11 protein-coding genes are annotated in these 15361 nt (G+C 74.0%); 6 read left to right on the plus strand and 5 right to left on the minus strand.

The features are described from left to right. Positions 1–45: 45 nt before the first annotated feature. The 4 genes from BKA21_RS03885 to BKA21_RS03900 all read left to right on the plus strand — a co-directional run bounded on the left by BKA21_RS03885 (position 46) and on the right by BKA21_RS03900 (position 6334). Positions 46–1728 carry a DUF2142 domain-containing protein gene (locus BKA21_RS03885; RefSeq protein ID WP_140458552.1) on the plus strand — a complete coding sequence of 561 codons (1683 nt, stop codon included), beginning with the start codon at positions 46–48 and terminating at the stop codon, positions 1726–1728. Between the two features lie 141 nt (positions 1729–1869). Further along, positions 1870–2403: a hypothetical protein gene (locus tag BKA21_RS03890; RefSeq protein ID WP_140458551.1), complete on the plus strand. Its 534-nt coding sequence runs from the start codon at positions 1870–1872 to the stop codon at positions 2401–2403. After that, the gene (locus BKA21_RS03895) at positions 2403–4748 is read left to right on the plus strand and encodes a hypothetical protein (protein ID WP_140458550.1); all 2346 of its coding nucleotides are present in this window, start codon (positions 2403–2405) and stop codon (positions 4746–4748) included. Before BKA21_RS03890 ends, BKA21_RS03895 begins: the two co-directional genes overlap by 1 nt. Positions 4749–4882: 134 nt before the next feature. After that, entirely contained in the window at positions 4883–6334 is a 1452-nt protein-coding gene (locus BKA21_RS03900; protein WP_179625311.1) for a hypothetical protein, read from the plus strand. A gap of 13 nt (positions 6335–6347) precedes the next feature. Here the strand turns inward: BKA21_RS03900 and BKA21_RS03905 are convergent, their stop codons facing one another. Genes BKA21_RS03905 through BKA21_RS03920 form a run of 4 tightly spaced genes read right to left on the minus strand, consistent with a single transcriptional unit; the run spans position 6348 to position 10705 of the window. Next, complete coding sequence (locus BKA21_RS03905) at positions 6348–7460, minus strand: glycosyltransferase family 4 protein (RefSeq protein ID WP_140458548.1); 1113 nt, start codon at positions 7458–7460, stop codon at positions 6348–6350. A 2-nt stretch (positions 7461–7462) separates the two neighbouring features. Next, complete coding sequence (locus BKA21_RS03910; RefSeq protein ID WP_140458547.1) at positions 7463–8683, minus strand: polysaccharide pyruvyl transferase family protein; 1221 nt, start codon at positions 8681–8683, stop codon at positions 7463–7465. Beyond that, complete coding sequence (locus BKA21_RS03915) at positions 8680–9627, minus strand: lysylphosphatidylglycerol synthase domain-containing protein (RefSeq protein WP_140458546.1); 948 nt, start codon at positions 9625–9627, stop codon at positions 8680–8682. The genes BKA21_RS03910 and BKA21_RS03915 overlap by 4 nt, the downstream gene beginning before the upstream one ends. Further along, entirely contained in the window at positions 9617–10705 is a 1089-nt protein-coding gene (locus BKA21_RS03920) for a nitroreductase family protein (protein ID WP_140458545.1), read from the minus strand. Before BKA21_RS03920 ends, BKA21_RS03915 begins: the two co-directional genes overlap by 11 nt. Positions 10706–10846: 141 nt before the next feature. Here BKA21_RS03920 and BKA21_RS03925 point away from each other — a divergent pair, with 141 nt between their 5' ends. Together BKA21_RS03925 and BKA21_RS20090 are read left to right on the plus strand one after the other, a co-directional pair. Next, positions 10847–11971, plus strand: a complete 1125-nt coding sequence (locus BKA21_RS03925) for a glycosyltransferase family 4 protein (protein ID WP_140458544.1) — start codon at positions 10847–10849, stop codon at positions 11969–11971. Next, positions 11968–13011, plus strand: coding sequence for a glycosyltransferase family 2 protein (locus BKA21_RS20090; protein WP_170208975.1), 1044 nt, complete (start codon positions 11968–11970; stop codon positions 13009–13011). Before BKA21_RS03925 ends, BKA21_RS20090 begins: the two co-directional genes overlap by 4 nt. A gap of 58 nt (positions 13012–13069) precedes the next feature. Here the strand turns inward: BKA21_RS20090 and BKA21_RS03935 are convergent, their stop codons facing one another. Further along, positions 13070–15328: a hypothetical protein gene (locus tag BKA21_RS03935; RefSeq protein WP_140458542.1), complete on the minus strand. Its 2259-nt coding sequence runs from the start codon at positions 15326–15328 to the stop codon at positions 13070–13072. Positions 15329–15361 lie beyond the last annotated feature (33 nt).

The raw sequence follows: 15361 nt of genomic DNA on the forward strand, positions 1-15361 counted from the left end.
TCAGCGCCCGGCGCACGCGAAGCCGACAGACAGGACCGAGACGCGATGACAGCCCCCGCCCCCGAGCGCGACGACCAGACGCAGGTCGGTGCGCCCGACGCGGGCACCCGCCGCCGCCCCCTGGCCCGGGCGAGGACGTCCGTCGCGGAGGTCCTCGACGGCGGTCGCGCACGCAGCGTCCGCGTGCTCGCCGTGGCGCTCTGCGCGATCGCCGCCGTGCTGCTCTCCACGGCGTGGTCGTCGGCGTCCCCGATCGGCTCGAGCCCCGACGAGGGGCAGCACCTCCAGTACGCGTACGGCGTGGCGAGCGGCGAGGCGCTGCCGTGGAACATGGAGTTCGTCCGCGACGACGCCGGCCGCCCGTTCGCCCAGGTGACGATGCCTGCCGAGCTCTTCGAGTTCCCGTCCTCGACCTGCTACGCCGGCAAGCAGAGCCAGCCTGGGGCGTGCGAGCTCAACTCGACGCTGCGTGAGCAGCGCGGGGACGTCGCCGCTGACGGCACCGTCGTCGGCTCGACGCACATGACGACGTACCCGGTGGTCTACTACGCCTACGCGGGCGCGGTGATGCACGCGGGCCTCGCCGTCGGGCTCAGCGGCCCCCACACGCTGCTGCTCACGCGCATCCTCTCGGGCCTGCTGAGCGCCGCGGTGCTCGCCCTCGCCGCACGGGTGGCGGCGCGACGCTTCGGCGTCGGCGCGACGACGGTCGTCATGCTCGCCGCGTGTACCCCCATGGCCGTGTACATGTTCACCTCGATCAACCCGAACGGGCTCGAGATCTCCGCCGCCATGCTGCTCGCGGCGTGCGTCGCGGCCGTCCGGCACGACCTCGCCGCCCGCGGCCGCGTGACCCCGCGCATGCAGGTGCTGCTGGTGGTGGCCACGGCCGTGCTCATCGGGACCCGCCCCCTGTCCGTCGCCTGGGCCGCCTGCCTCCTCGCCCTCCTCGCCGTCCCCGTCCCCGGCGGCCCGTGGCCGCTGCGTCGTCTGCACTGGGCGACGGTCGGCCTGCTGCTCTCGCTCGGGGTGTTCGGCGTCGGCTGGATGCTGTGGAGCAACGACCTGCGGGAGTCCGCCGGGCTCGGCTCGGACGAGTGGGACGCCTACCCGCTGCCGCTGCGCCTCCTGCTCGTGGTGCTCAAGTTCGGCGACCTGGTGCGGCAGTCCGTCGGCATGTTCGGCTGGGCCGACACGCCACTGCCGTTCGCCGTGGTCCTCGCCTGGGTCGTGCTGGCCGCCACCTGCGTGGTGTCGTTGCGCGACCGCACCCGTGCGGCCAGCACCCCGCCCGGCGTGGCGCTCCTCTTCCTCGGCCTGAGCGCGCTCGTCGTCATGGCGCAGAGCATCATCGGCGCGTTCGGGTGGCAGGGGCGCTACTGGCTGCCGGCGATCGCCGCGTTCCTCGTGCTGCTCGCCCCGTCCCTGGCACGGGCGACGCGCGGCATGCCCGCGGTGACCGTCGCCGTCGTCACCCTCCTCGCCATCCAGACGTTCGCGCTCACGTGGCAGGCCCTGCGGTACGTCTACGGCTACGAGTCGTACTACAACCGGTTCGAAGCGGTGCCGTGGCCCGACGGCCTGCCGGGCTGGCAGCCCGCCGGTGGGCTGGAGACGGTCGTGCTGGCGGCCACCGTCGGGGCCGTCGCGCTCGGCGTCGGGCTGCTCCTCCTGCACCGCACCGACCGCGGGGCCGCGCCCGCAGCGGTAGCCAAAACCGGGCGCTGACCAGCGCAGACGGACAGCACGGGGCAACCCGGACGACATTTGGGGCAGACCCTCCCATAGGCCGCGGCGATGGGTGCGGCCGTGCGGGTGACGACCTACCGTGGGCGTGTCACGCCGCCCACCCGTGAGGTCAGACCCCCGATGCGCGTCCGCACCGCACCGTCCGTCGTCGCCTGCGCGACGGCCTGCCTGCTCGCGGGCTGCGTGCCCTCGACGACCCCGGCACCGGCCTCCACCGCCACGACGAGCGCGGCGACGTCGACGGCGTCGGTGCCGCCCACGGCGACGCCCACCGCCGTACCCGAGCCGACGGCGGCGCCCGAGCCGGAGCCCGAGGACCCCGCGCAGCCCACCCCGGCCACTCCCGGCGACGCGGCGTCCGTCCTCGACGTGGTCGTCACGTTCTCCGGCTGGAACGACCTGTCCGGCGCGGTCGAGGTCGGCGCGTACGTCCCGGTCGTCGAGGACGACGGCACCTGCACACTCACGCTCACCGGCGGCAGCGGCACCCCGACGGCCACGTCCGACGGCATCCCCGACGCGTCGTCCACCTCGTGCGGGTCGCTCACGCTGCCCGGCTCCGCGGTCCCGTCGGGCACCTGGACGGCGACGGTCACCTACGCGTCGTCGACGTCCACGGGCAGCTCGGACCCCGTCACCGTCGAGGTGCCGTGATGACGGCCGCCCGCCTCGCGTGGCGTGCCCTGCTGCTGACGCTGGCCGTCGCGGCCACCGGCCTCGCCGTCCTCGTCGCCACGCCGTCGGCACCGGCGCAGGCAGCCGACCTGAGCGACTTCGACCCCGGCAACATCATCAGCGACTCCGTCTTCTACGACGAGGACACGATGACGGCCGCGCAGGTGCAGAGCTTCCTCAACACCAAGGGCGCCGCCTGCACGGGGTCGAGCACCTCCTTCTGCCTCAAGTCGTACCGGCAGACGACCGCCGACAAGCCCGCGGACAGCCGCTGCACGGGTGCGTACACCGGCCGGTCCTCGGAGACCGCCGCGACGATCATCGCCAAGGTCGCCCAGGCGTGCGGCATCAACCCGCAGGTGCTGCTGGTGACCCTCCAGAAGGAGCAGGGCCTGGTCACGTCGACGACCGGCAAGACCGCCGCGACGTACCGGAAGGCCATGGGCTTCGGCTGCCCCGACACCGCGCCCTGCGACGCCCAGTACTACGGGTTCTTCAACCAGGTGTACCGGGCCGGCTGGCAGTTCAACAACTACCGCATCAACGCGAACAGCTACTCGCACCGGGCCGGCATGACGAACAACGTGCGGTTCCACCCGAACGCTGGCTGCGGCACCAGCCCCGTGTACATCCGCAACCAGGCGACCGCCGGGCTGTACAACTACACGCCGTACCAGCCGAACCGTGCCGCGCTGGCCGCCGGCTACGGCACGGGAGACAGCTGCTCCGCCTACGGCAACCGGAACTTCTGGAACTACTTCACCGACTGGTTCGGCTCCACCAACCAGCGGCCGCCCGTCGGCCGCATCGACGCGGTCGCCACCTCCGCCGGGCAGATCACGGTGTCCGGCTGGACCTTCGACCCGGACGTCGACGACTCCCTGCGCGTGCACGTGTACGTCGACGGCAAGGTGGTCAAGGGAGCGACTGCCGACCTCACCCGGACGGACGTGGCGCGCGCGTACGGCGTGGGCGACGCCCACGGCTACCGGGTGACCGTGCCCGCCACCGACGGTCGCCGGACCGTGTGCGTCTACGCCATGGACGCGAACAGCGGCCCGACCAACCCGAAGATCGGCTGCAAGACCGTGACCGTCACGAACACCCGGCCCACCGGGGCGCTCGACGCGGTCACGAACGCCGGCGGTCTGGTGACGGTCAAGGGCTGGGCCCTCGACCCCGACACGTCGGCGTCGATCCGGGTGCACGTCTACGTCGACGGCAAGGTCGTGAAGGGGATCAGCGCGAGCACGACACGCAACGACATCAGCCGCAGGTTCGGGCTAGGAGCGCAGCACGGCTTCAGCACGACCGTCACCCCGGGCACGGGCGCGCACCAGGTCTGCGCGTACGCGATCGACGCGACCGGCGGCGGGAGCCGCAAGATCGGCTGCAAGACCGTGACCGTGACGAACGCCGCGCCCAAGGGGCGGATCGACACCTTGCGCGCCGAGCCGGGCGCGATGGTGGTGAGCGGATGGACGTTCGACCCCGACACGACGGCCTCGATCCGCGTGCACGTGTACGTCGACGGGCGCATCTACCAGTCGGCGCTCGCCTCTCGCCCGCGGCCCGACATCGGGCGCGTCTACGGCAAGGGCGACGAGCACGGGTTCGCGCTCACCATCCCGGCGGCCACCGGACGGCACGAGGTCTGCGTCTACGGCATCAACGCGATCCCCGGCAAGAACACGTCGCTCGGCTGCCGCACCACCGACGTCACGAACGCAGCACCCGTGGGCGACCTCTCGGGCTCGGTGGAGGGCACCACGCTCCGCGCTGACGGCTGGGTGCTCGACCCCGACGCCGACGTGCCGCTCACCGCACGGATGCGCGTGAACGGCTCGGTCGTGGCGAGCACGACGGCGAGCACCCCGCGCGCAGGCGTCGGTGCGCCCTTCGGCCAGTCGGACGAGCGCGGGTTCAGCTTCGACCTGGCGGGTGCGGTCGTGGGCGACCACACCGTCTGCATCGACGCGGCCGACGCGTCCACGCGGGCGTTCACGCAGGTGCGCTGCACGACGCTCACCGTCAACGGGCTGCCCACCGGCCGGCTCGACACGGCGGTCGCCTCCGAGGGCAGGATCAAGGTCACCGGCTGGGCCGCCGACCCGAACACGCCCGACCCGATCCGTGTGCACGTCTACGTGGACGGTCGCTCGACGAAGGGCGTCACCGCGGACCTCGTCCGCAAGGACGGGCGCTGGGGCTTCAACACCAGCTTCCCCGTCGCGGCGGGCCCGCACACCGTGTGCGTGTACGCCATCGACGTCCAGGGCGAGCGGAACCCCAGCATCGGCTGCCGCGACGTGACCGTCGGCTGACGTACCGGGGACGCTCGACGCGGACGGTATCGTCTGGGGCGCCTCAGCCCTCGTCCTGGAGAACCATGCCCGCGACCGCCCCCGCGCCCGACGGCGTGATCAGCCCACCGACCACGGACGGACGACGGCGCCGGGTGCCACGCCGTGTCCTCGTCGGTGTGGGTGCGGGGCTCGTCGTCTACCTCGGCGCGGCCGTGCTCGCCCTCGTCTCGCTGCCCTGGGAGGGGACGGGCGACTCGTACTTCCATCTCGACTACGCGTACCAGCTCTGGCACGGGTCCGTCCCCGACCCCCGCGGTCCCGTCCTCGACTCCCCCGTCCACCCGGACTACAGCAGCGAGGCCCGCCAGTACGCCTCCGCGCACCCGCCCCTGCTCTACCTCCTCGCGGCACCGGCGGTCGGCGTCCTGTGGGACTCCGGGCACTGGGCCATGGCGATCTTCGTGATGCGTGCCCTCGTGCTCGCCTTCGGCGTCGGCACGTACCTGGTCCTGGCGCACGCCGGCTGGACGCTCGGTGGTCGCTACCGCGAGACGGCCGCCGTGGCGCTCCCTCTCCTCGCCACGACGACGACGGTGTTCGTGCGCTTCTCGTCCGAGGTGTACAACGACGTGCCCGTCACGTTCTTCTCCGTGGCCGCGGTCGTGCTGACGCTGCGCGCCCTGCAGGACGGCGTCACGGCGCGCCGCGCGCTGCTGATGGGTGCCGTGGTCGCCGGCGGCGCGGCGACCAAGTCGACCTTCCTGCTCACCGCGGCCGTCGCCGGCACCTTCTTCGTCGCTGCCACCCTCTGGCACACCGGTCCGGGCCGCTCGCGGCTGAGGGCGGTGGCGGCCGCGGTCTGGCCGTCCGTCGTCCTCCCGGCGCTCACCATCGGATGGTTCTACCTGCACAACGCCCTGCTGTCGGGCAACCCGGTGCGGTCCACGCCGAAGATCCCGGTCGAGGGGCGTTCGCCGCGGACGCTGTCGGACAACCTCACGAACCCCGAGTTCTGGCTGATCTACCCCAAGGGCTTCTTCGGCTCGATCCCGTGGCGCGACCTGGACTCTGTCAACCGCATCGCGTCGCTGGCTCTGGTCGCCGTCGCCGCCGCCGCCGTGGCACTGTGGCTCGTCCGGCACCGGCCCTGGCAGCGCCTCGTGCCAGGGGCGATGGCGCTGGCACCCGCCTTCCTCCTCCTGCACCTCGCCGCGTTCCAGGTGGCGCAGCTCTACCACGCGGTGGGCTACGGGGCCTACAACTGGCGCTACTTCCTGCCCACGACCCTCCAGGCGGGCCTGCTGCTCCTCGCGGGCTGCCTGGCGACAGGGCGCGTGGGCCGCGCCGCCGTCGTCGCGGTCTCGGGCATCCTCTGGATCGCCGCGGCCATCAACTCGTTCTGGTGGGTCGGACGCAACTACCCCGACCTCCTCGGGGGCGCGACCGGCCCCGCGGTGCTGCCCGCCGCTGCGGACGCCAACGGGTTCCCGGCGTGGTCACCCCTGGTGTGCACGGTCGCTGCGGCCGTCGCCCTGGTCGGCACCGCCGTGGTCCTGCGACGCACGGACCGCACCAGGGACGTCGCCGAGCAGACGACGCCCTGAGGTCGGCGACCGTTCAGCAGGCGGCCTCGTACGCGCGGACGTGCGCGGCCGCGGCGGCGTCCCACGTGAAGCCGGCGGCGCGCACGGCGGCGGCACGCCCGAGCTGCTCGCGCCGCGCTGCGTCGGCGAGGAGGTCGCGCAGCGCAGCGGCGATGCCCTCGGCGGACGTGCCGCAGTACTCGACGGCGTCGCCGCCGACCTCGGGCAGGGACAGCTCGCGGGTCGTGAGCACCGCCGCACCGCAGGCCATGGCCTCCAGGACGGGCAGGCCGAAGCCCTCGCCGAGGCTCGGGTAGGCGACCACCCGGGCGCCGCCGAGGAGGCCGGCGAGGTCGTCGAACGGCAGGTACCCGGGGCGCAGCAGCGTCAGCCCGTCGGGCACGCCGGCGACGGCCTCGTCGATGCGCTCGTCCCACCCGCGCCCGCCCGCCAGGACCAGCGCGGGCGGCTCGGGCAGGTCGCGGACGGCCTCGACCCACCCGCGCACCAGCGCGGGCACGTTCTTGCGCGGCTCGAGGGTGCCGAGGAACGCGACGTACGGACCGGTGAGCCCGAGCGACGCGGCGACGCGGTGCCGCTCGGCGTCGTCCACCGGGTGGAAGCGCGCGGTGTCGACCCCGTGGTGCGCGACGACGAACTGCGACGCGTCGCCGCCCGCGAACCGCAGCACCTCGTCCCGCGTGGCCGCCGACGGCACGACGAGCGACGACGCACGCCGGACGGCGTGCCGCGTCGCGGTGCGGAAGAACCGCCCCTTCGCCCCGAGGTGCAGCTCGGGGTGGCTGAAGAACGTCGCGTCGTGCAGCGTCACCGTCACCGGCACCCCCGGTGCCAGCGGCATCGTGTAGTGCGGGCTGTGCAGCACGTCGGCGCGGACCCGGCGCGCGAGCGCCGGCAGCCCCGTCTGCTCCCACGCCAGCCGCGCGGGGCGCCGGGCGGCCCCGGCGGGTGCGGCGACGACCTCCGCGCCCGGGACGAGCGCGGAGGTCGTGGCGGCGTCACGGGCCTGGCAGGCGACGACGAGGTCGACGCCGTGACGGGCCAGCGCGGGCAGGAGCTCGTCGACGTACCGGCCGACGCCCCCGCGGTTCGCGGGGATCGCCGTGGCGTCGACCAGGACGCGCACGCTCAGCCCCGCGCGACGCGCAGGATCACGTCGACCTGCTCGAGCGCCTTGGCCTTGACGGCGGGGAACCGCTCCGCGATCTGCGCCCGCACGGCCTCGCGCTGCTCCACGAGGGAGCCGAGGCGCTCGCGCACGCCCTCCTCGGTGGCGGCGTCGTGGCCCAGGGCCCAGTCGGCGAGGCCGAACATGTCGAGGACCTCGCGGTACTTGTGCGACCAGCCGATCACCAGCGTCGGCACACCGGTCGCGAGCGAGGACACCATGGCGTGGAACCGGGAGGCGACGAACACGTCGCACCGGCCGATGAGGTGGCGCAGCGCCTGCGAGCCGAGCTCGGCGTCGACGAAGAGGACCTTGTCCTTGTCCGCGACGCGCGCCTGGATCTCCCGGCACAGCGGCAGGTCGTTGTTGTGCGTCTTGTCGGTGTTGCCGCGCGCGCTGTGCGCCACCAGGAACACCGGGCGGCCCAGCGTGCCCGTGATGTGGTCGACCAGCCGGGCCACCTCGCCGACGTAGTCCTCGCCGCGCGCGTCGGCGGCCTTGCGCAGCACCGCGGACGGCGAGACGCCGACCACGTCGCCGCCGGCGAAGAACGACATGTCGACCGCGGCCTCGGCCGCGGCGGCGTCCTCGGGCGTCACGTCGAGCGTGAACGCGAGGTCGGCGCCGGCCGTGACGTTCTGCAGGTGCATCTCCTCGAGGTGCTCGTGCGTCTTGGCGCCACGGGACACGATCGCGGCCATCTTCGGCAGGAACGTGCGGGCGGCCCACCGGTTCGCGGGCTCACGGAAGGGGCCCATCGCCTGCGCGCACTTGACCACGGGGGTCTTGAGGAAGATCGCGGGCAGGATGCTCGCGACGTTGTAGATGAGGAACTTGCCGCGGCCGTCGACGAAGGTGATCCCGCCCTGGTCGAGCAGCACGTCCGCGTTCGCGAGCGCCTTGATCTCGGGCACCGCGTTCTGGATCGTGCCGCGCAGCGGCGGCAGGAGCCGGTGCAGCAGGGCCGCGGAGTTGAGCAGCACGCCCAGGCGCAGCGGCGACGCGTCGAGGACGGTCATCGCCGGGTAGGTGTTCTGCTCGGCGTCCGAGCGCGGGTACATGCTCAGCAGCACGAACCGCGCCTCGGGGTCACGCTCCCCGAGCTGCTGCACGGCGCTCTCCAGCATCGCCGCAGCCCCCTTGTTGCCGGCGAGCGCGGAACCGATGATCGCGTACCTCATGACTGACCTCTCTGACGGATGCGCGCGGACAGACCCGCGTAGACGGCGGCGACGACCCCGTCGCCGATGGTGCTGTACAGACGGGCGAGCAGCGACAGCACGATCGCCTGCTCGACGGGCACGTAGCGCGAGGCGAGCAGGACGATGACGCCCTCGCGCACGCCCAGCCCGCTGGGGACGAGCACGGCCATGATGCCGACGGCCCCGGCCAGCACGTACGTGGCCGCCAGCGGCACCCACGTCGAGGACGGCACGTCGAGCACCGACACCGCGATGAGCACGAACCCGACGCCGTTGAGGACGCGGGGCAGCAGGAACGCGAGCTGATACCCCAGCGCCGGTCGGGGCGCGAGGAAGTACTCGGGCGGGACGTCCTTCTTCAGCGCCCGGCGCGAGACGAGGTTCACGCCCCAGCGGAACACGCGCCGGTCCATCACCAGCGCGAGCGGGACGAGCGCGACCGCCACAGGCAGCAGCGTGCTGACCAGGTCGTGCGAGGCGTCGGCGAACGCGTCGGCCAGGAAGAGGACGACGACGGTCGGCACGATCGAGCCGAGCAGCAGGAACACGTTCTCGTAGACGAACGTGATGACGACGAGCGCCCGCGAGATCCCCCGCTGGCCGCCCCAGAGCACCTTGTTGGCGACGGAGCCGACCTGGCCGGGGATGTACTTCAGCAGCCACGACAGGCACTGGACCCGGATCGCCTCGAGCCGGGGCACGGGGCCCGCGCCCAGGTGCGTGAGCATCGAGCCCCACAGCAGGCCCGACAGCGGGACCGCCGCCGCGAAGATGAGGACGGACGCGACCGCCCAGCCGTCCACGCTGATGTCGAGCTCGCGCACCGCGGCCCAGTTGTCGGCCAGGCTGCGCCCGAACAGGTAGGCGACCAGGCCGACGACGAGGACCGTCGCGGCGAGCCGCGCGAGACGCTTACGGCTCAAGGGTGTTGTACGCGCGCAGGACGTCGAGGTCCTTCTTCTGGGAGAAGGCGATCAGGCTCGTCGGGTCGGCGTGACCCACCGCGATCAGCATGATGACGCGCTCGTAGGGGGCCAGCTTGAGCTTCTTCTGCATGGTGCGCTCGAGCGGCTCGAAGTCGGGCCAGTTGATGACGCTCGAGCTCAGGCCGAGGGTCTCGAGGGCGAACATGAACGACATCGCCGCGAGCGAGGCGTCGACGTAGGGGACGTGGCGGTCCCGCGGGGAGAAGTAGCTGTCCAGGCGACCCTTGACCACGACGATCGTGGGGATCTGGTGGGCGTAGCCGGCCGCGCCGAACGGGATGGACGCGACCTGGCGGACCTGGTCCGGGTCGTCGAAGACGAGGAACTCGTAGGGCAGGCGGTTGCACGCCGTCGGCGCCTGGCGGCCCACGGCGATGGCCTTGTCGACGAGGTCGCGGTCGACCGGCTTGTCGAGGAACCAGCGCACCGAGCGGCGCTGGTGGGCGAGGGCGAGCATCTGCTCGTACGTGACGCCCGAGGCCGGGATGGACGAGTGCGGGTACGGCTTGGTCGTGCCGCTCGTGGGCACCGCGTCCACCGAGGCGAACATCGCACGCGCACGGTCGACGACCGGGTCGGCGGCGGTGACGACGGTGAAGTACTCGGTCAGCACGTCGTGGGCCCAGGCCAGCTCGGACGGGTCGAGGGCGGGGGCGTCGGCCTCGCGGCGCACGGCGCGCACGTAGAACTCGACGGTCTCCAGGACGTAGTCCTTGGCGAAGGTCTCGCGGCGGGGACGCATGAGGATCCCCTTCTCGAGCCGGTGCACGTTGCGGCGCAGCTCGACGTGCGTGCGGCGCTGGCGGCCGAGGTTGCGGTAGTACGCCCGGCGGCCGGACAGGACGGCCCACTGCTCGCGGTTGAACGTCACGAAGCCGAGCAGCCCGTACAGGGTCGCGCCGACGCGGGAGGACCCGCCGACCTCGAGGACGCCGCGCGTGGCACCCTCGTAGGTCTTGCGGATGGCGGGGACGGCCAGCAGCTGCTTGGCGATCCGCTTGAGCTTCTTGATCACGCGCGGTCCTCGGGTGGGCGGGGTGGTGTCCGGGAGCTGGCGCGGGCGTCACGGGGTCGCCCCTCGCCCGGCACGGCGGCCCCGAGTCTAGTCGCTCGTCCGGGGGCCGGGGCCGGGACGGACAGCCCTAGGCTGCCGGACATGTCCACGCACGTACCGACCGTCGCCCTGACCGTCGAGCAGCTCTGGCAGCCCGTCCCCGGCGGGTCGGGGACCTACGTGCGGGAGCTGGTCGCCGCGCTCGGCGCCGGCACGCACGCCCGCGTCGTGGGCCTCGCGGCGCGGGGCCACGGCACGGTCCCCGACGCCCCGGACGACGGGTCGGCGGTGCCGGTGGCGACGTCGCACCTGCCCCGGACCGCGATGTACGAGCTGTGGCACCGGTGGCGCGGCGGCCCGCTCCCCCGCGGCGCTCACGACGTCGACGTGGTGCACGCGACGACCTGGGCGGTGCCGCCCCGGCGCGCGCCGCTGGTCGTCACCGTCCACGACCTGGCGTTCCTGCGCACCCCGGAGCACTTCACGGCCCGGGGGGTCGCGTTCTTCCGCCGGGCCCTCGAGATCGTGCGCGCCGAGGCCGACGCGGTCGTCGTCCCGTCACGGACCACCGCGGACGACTGCGTGCGGCACGGCATCGACGCCGCACGGGTGCACGTCGTCCCGCACGGCGTGCGGGTCCCGACGGTCGGCCCCGACCAGGTCGCCGAGCTGCACGCGCGCGTCGGCCTGGTCCGGCCCTACCTCCTGTGGTGCGGCACCCTCGAGCCGCGCAAGAACCTGGCGGGCCTGGTCCGCGCGTGGGCCGCGGCGCTCGACGACGGCCTCGACCTCGACCTGGCCCTCGTCGGACCCGCCGGCTGGGGCGAGGCGGCCGCGGACGTCGAGCGTGCCCTGGCGGGCGCCCCGGCCGAGCGGCTCCACCTGCTGGGCCGCCTCGACGACGCCGACCTGCACGCTGCGTACGCGGGTGCCCGCGCCTTCTGCTTCCCGTCCTGGTGGGAAGGGTTCGGCATGCCGGTGCTCGAGGCGATGGCGCACGGGGTGCCCGTCGTGACCAGCGCCGGCACGTCGATGGCGGAGTTCGTCGGCGACGGCGGCGTGCTGGTCGACCCCGGTGACGTCGACGCGATCAGCCGGGCCCTGCTGACCGTCGCGGGGCCGGCGCACGCCGAGCTCGCGGCCGGTGCCCTGGCCGGCTCGACCGGCCGCACGTGGGACCACGCCGCGTCGGCGACGGCCGCCGTCTACGGCGAGGTGGCCCGGTGACCGCCGCGCAGCCGGCCGTCACGGCGCTCGTCGTGACATGGAACGGCGCCCACCTGCTCGACGCGTGCCTCGACTCTCTCGACGCGCAGACGGCCCGGGACCGCACCGAGGTGGTGGTCGTCGACAACGCGTCGACCGACGGCACCGCGGAGCTCCTCGCCCGACGGCCCGGCGTGCGGGTCGTGCGCGCCGGGCGCAACCTCGGGTTCGCCGGGGGCGTCGACCTCGGGTGGCGCCACGCCCGGGGGCGGCACGTCCTCCTGCTCAACAACGACGCGCGGCTGGAGCCCGACGGCGTCGCGGCGCTGCTCGACGTCGTCGACGGCCCCGAGGGGTCGCAGGTCGCGGCGGCCACCGCGACGATCCTCCTGGAGGGCTGGTACGCGCCGGCGGGCGCGGACCAGGACGCCGCGTTCGTCGCGCCCGACGGCCGTCGCTGGGCACCCACGACGGCGGACGCCCCGGGCGCGGTCCGGCTCGTGAACTCCACGGGGAACGTCGTCGGCCCCGACGGCGCCGGCCACGACCGCGACTGGCTCGCCGTCGCCGGCACCGAGCACGGCCCCGGCCCCGTGTTCGGGTTCTGCGGGGGCGCCGTGCTGCTGCGCCGGGCGGCCGTCGACGAGGTCGGCGGGATCGACGCCGACCTGTTCCTCTACTACGAGGACACCGACCTGTCGTGGCGGCTGCGCGCCGCCGGCTGGGAGGTCGTCCACGCGCCGACGGCCGTGGCGCACCACCGGCACGCGCAGAGCTCGGGCACCGCGTCCCCCCTGTTCCGGTACCAGAACACGCGCAACTCGCTCGTCGTCGCCACCCGGCACGCGCCGTGGCCCGTGGTCGTCCGGGCGTGGCTGCGCCAGGGCGCGGGGACCGTGCGCGCGCTGCTGCGCGACGGTCCGCGCGACCCCGCGACACGGGCCCGCGTGCGGGGGTACGCCCACGCGCTCGTCCGCGTGCCCGCGGCCCTGGCCGTGCGACGGTCGGTGTGGCACGGGTCGGACACCCCCCGCGCGCAGGTGGTGCGGCTCCTGCGCTGACCGCGAGGACCTCGACGCGGGCGTCCGCGCGGGGGCCGTGGCCCCCGCGCGGCACCCGTCACTTCAGGACCGCGAACCCGTCCGAGTAGACGTAGGGCCGGCCGGCGGTGCCCTGCGAGACGATGCGGATGGTGTGCTTCCCAGCGGTCGGCCAGGTCTTGGTGAAGACGACCTGACGGAACGCGCTCGCCGAGGCCTGCAGATCGACCGTGCCCTGCTTGGCACCGTCGACGTACACGGTGACACGGCCGGAGTTCGCGCTCTTCGTGGCGATCCACCCGATGGAGCTGCCCGTGAAGGTGTAGCTCATGGCGGACAGTCGCTTGGACGAGCGCATCGCCCGCCCGTCGAGGTGACGGGTGTCCGCAACGGTGCTCCACGTACCGGTGGGGGCGGCGGCCGACTCGGCACGCGCGACGAGCGTCGTCTGCTCCGACGCCTGCGCCGACGCGCCGACCGCGTCCTCGACCCGCACCGTCCATGCCGACGGGCCGGGCGTGACGCTCGTCCCGAGCGCCGACGCGCCCGGCGCGAGCCCTTCGCCGCCGGGGCCCTCGACCTCGGCACCGGTCAGCAGGCCGGCGTCGGTGGCCTGCCACGCGAGCCGGACCGGCACGCCCCACGACGTGCTCACGGAGCCGCCGCGCAGCCGGACCTGCGGGACGGAGGCGAACACCGGCGCCGTGCGGTCGACCTGGACGGGCGTGAGCGACGACCAGCGCACCGCGCCGTTCGCCGCGACCGTGCGGACGGCGAGGTACGCCGCGCCCTCGGGGAGCGCGACGTCCGCCGACCGCGCGTCGCCGGCAGCCGCGACGACGAGGCCGGACGCCAGCTCGACGACCTCGAAGCCGGTGTTGCCCTCGAGCTCGTCGGCGGTCCACGTCACGGTCGGCTCTTGCGCCGACGTCCAGGCCTCGCCCTCGACCGTGGTCGTCGGCGTGACCGTCACGTCGGTCGGCCGGGCCGCGGGGGCGTGGTGCGTCACGTCGAGCGTGGCCGTGCCGCCGAGCGACGTCACCTCGACGGACCAGCGGCCGTCCTCGGTGGCGAACGAGTCACCGGTGCCGAGCTCGATCTGCTCGGCGGCGACGTCGGCGACGAGCAGGGCCGTGTGCTGCCCGGGGCCCGCGGGGTCGATGCGCCGCACGACCACACCCGGTCCGAACGTCGCGGACGGGTTCGTCCCGACGAACGCGTCACGGCCCACCGCGGTGCGCAGCTCGACGACGTGGGTGACGCCGTCGCCGGGCAGCTCGAGGAAGCGCTGGCCCGTCAGCCCGCCCACGGGCTGCAGCGTGACGGTCTGCGTGCCGGTGGCCTCGACCCACGAGCCCTCCGGGGCGAGGCCGAGGGTGTGCAGGTGCGCACCGCTGAGCGAGCCCATCTCCCCCGTCGCGGCGCCCATGATGTCGTAGAGGTCGCCGTACTCCTGCTCCTGGCACTGGTCGGCCGAGCCGTCCGCGGACCGCGAGTCCAGCCCGCAGTACCCGCGCAGGTCCGAGTGGCCGAGCAGCAGGTTGTGCCCGATCTCGTGCGCGAGCGTGCCCGGCCGCAGCCGCGGCAGGCCCGAGTCGACGTCGGGGGCGTTGAGCCACACGACGCCCCCGTCGGACACGGTGGCGACGCCCAGGAAGGGGCACAGGACGATCGGCGTCTCGAGCACCACGTGGCCCGGCGTCGTCCTGTCGGTCACCTGCTGCTCCGCCCAGCTCATCAGGGCGAGGATCTGCGTGTCGGTGCACGTCCACTCGCTGCCCCAGGACGTGTAGGTCGGCGCGGTGACCTGCTCGTCGACGACGAGGTCGACGCCGCCGGCCGTCTGGTCCGACCAGTAGGGGGCGACGTGGTCCGTCACGTCGGCCGCGACGGTCGCGGCGCTCGCGGGCGCCATGTCGACGCCGGCCATCCGCGCGACGACCACGTCGACCTCGCGCGTCGTGGTCGCGACCGTCGGCTCGGCCGCGGCCGCGGCGAGTGTCGGCGTCTCGACGACGTCGACGGAGACCACCGGCGTGCCCGCGTCCTCGTCGAGCACCGCGGTCGGTGCCGCCGACGCGTCCTCGACCGTGGCGACGACCTCCGACCCGCCGACCACGTCCTCGACCGTCGCCGGGTCGACCCGCAGCCACGACCCGTCGGGCCGCTCGATGCCGGTCAGCTCGAGGTGGCCGCCGTCGCGCAGCTCCACGGCGAGACGGACGAAGGTGCCCTGCACCTCGTCGGTCCCGTCGTCACCGACGGCCGCCGCCGGTGCCACCAGGACGAGGGACAGACCGACCGCCGCGGCGAGTGGTCGGGAAAGGGCCTGGAGCACCGTGCCTCCGCGAGGTCAGGGACGTGAGGTCAG

The organism is Cellulomonas oligotrophica, from assembly GCF_013409875.1.
Classification (GTDB): Bacteria; Actinomycetota; Actinomycetes; order Actinomycetales; family Cellulomonadaceae; genus Cellulomonas; species Cellulomonas oligotrophica.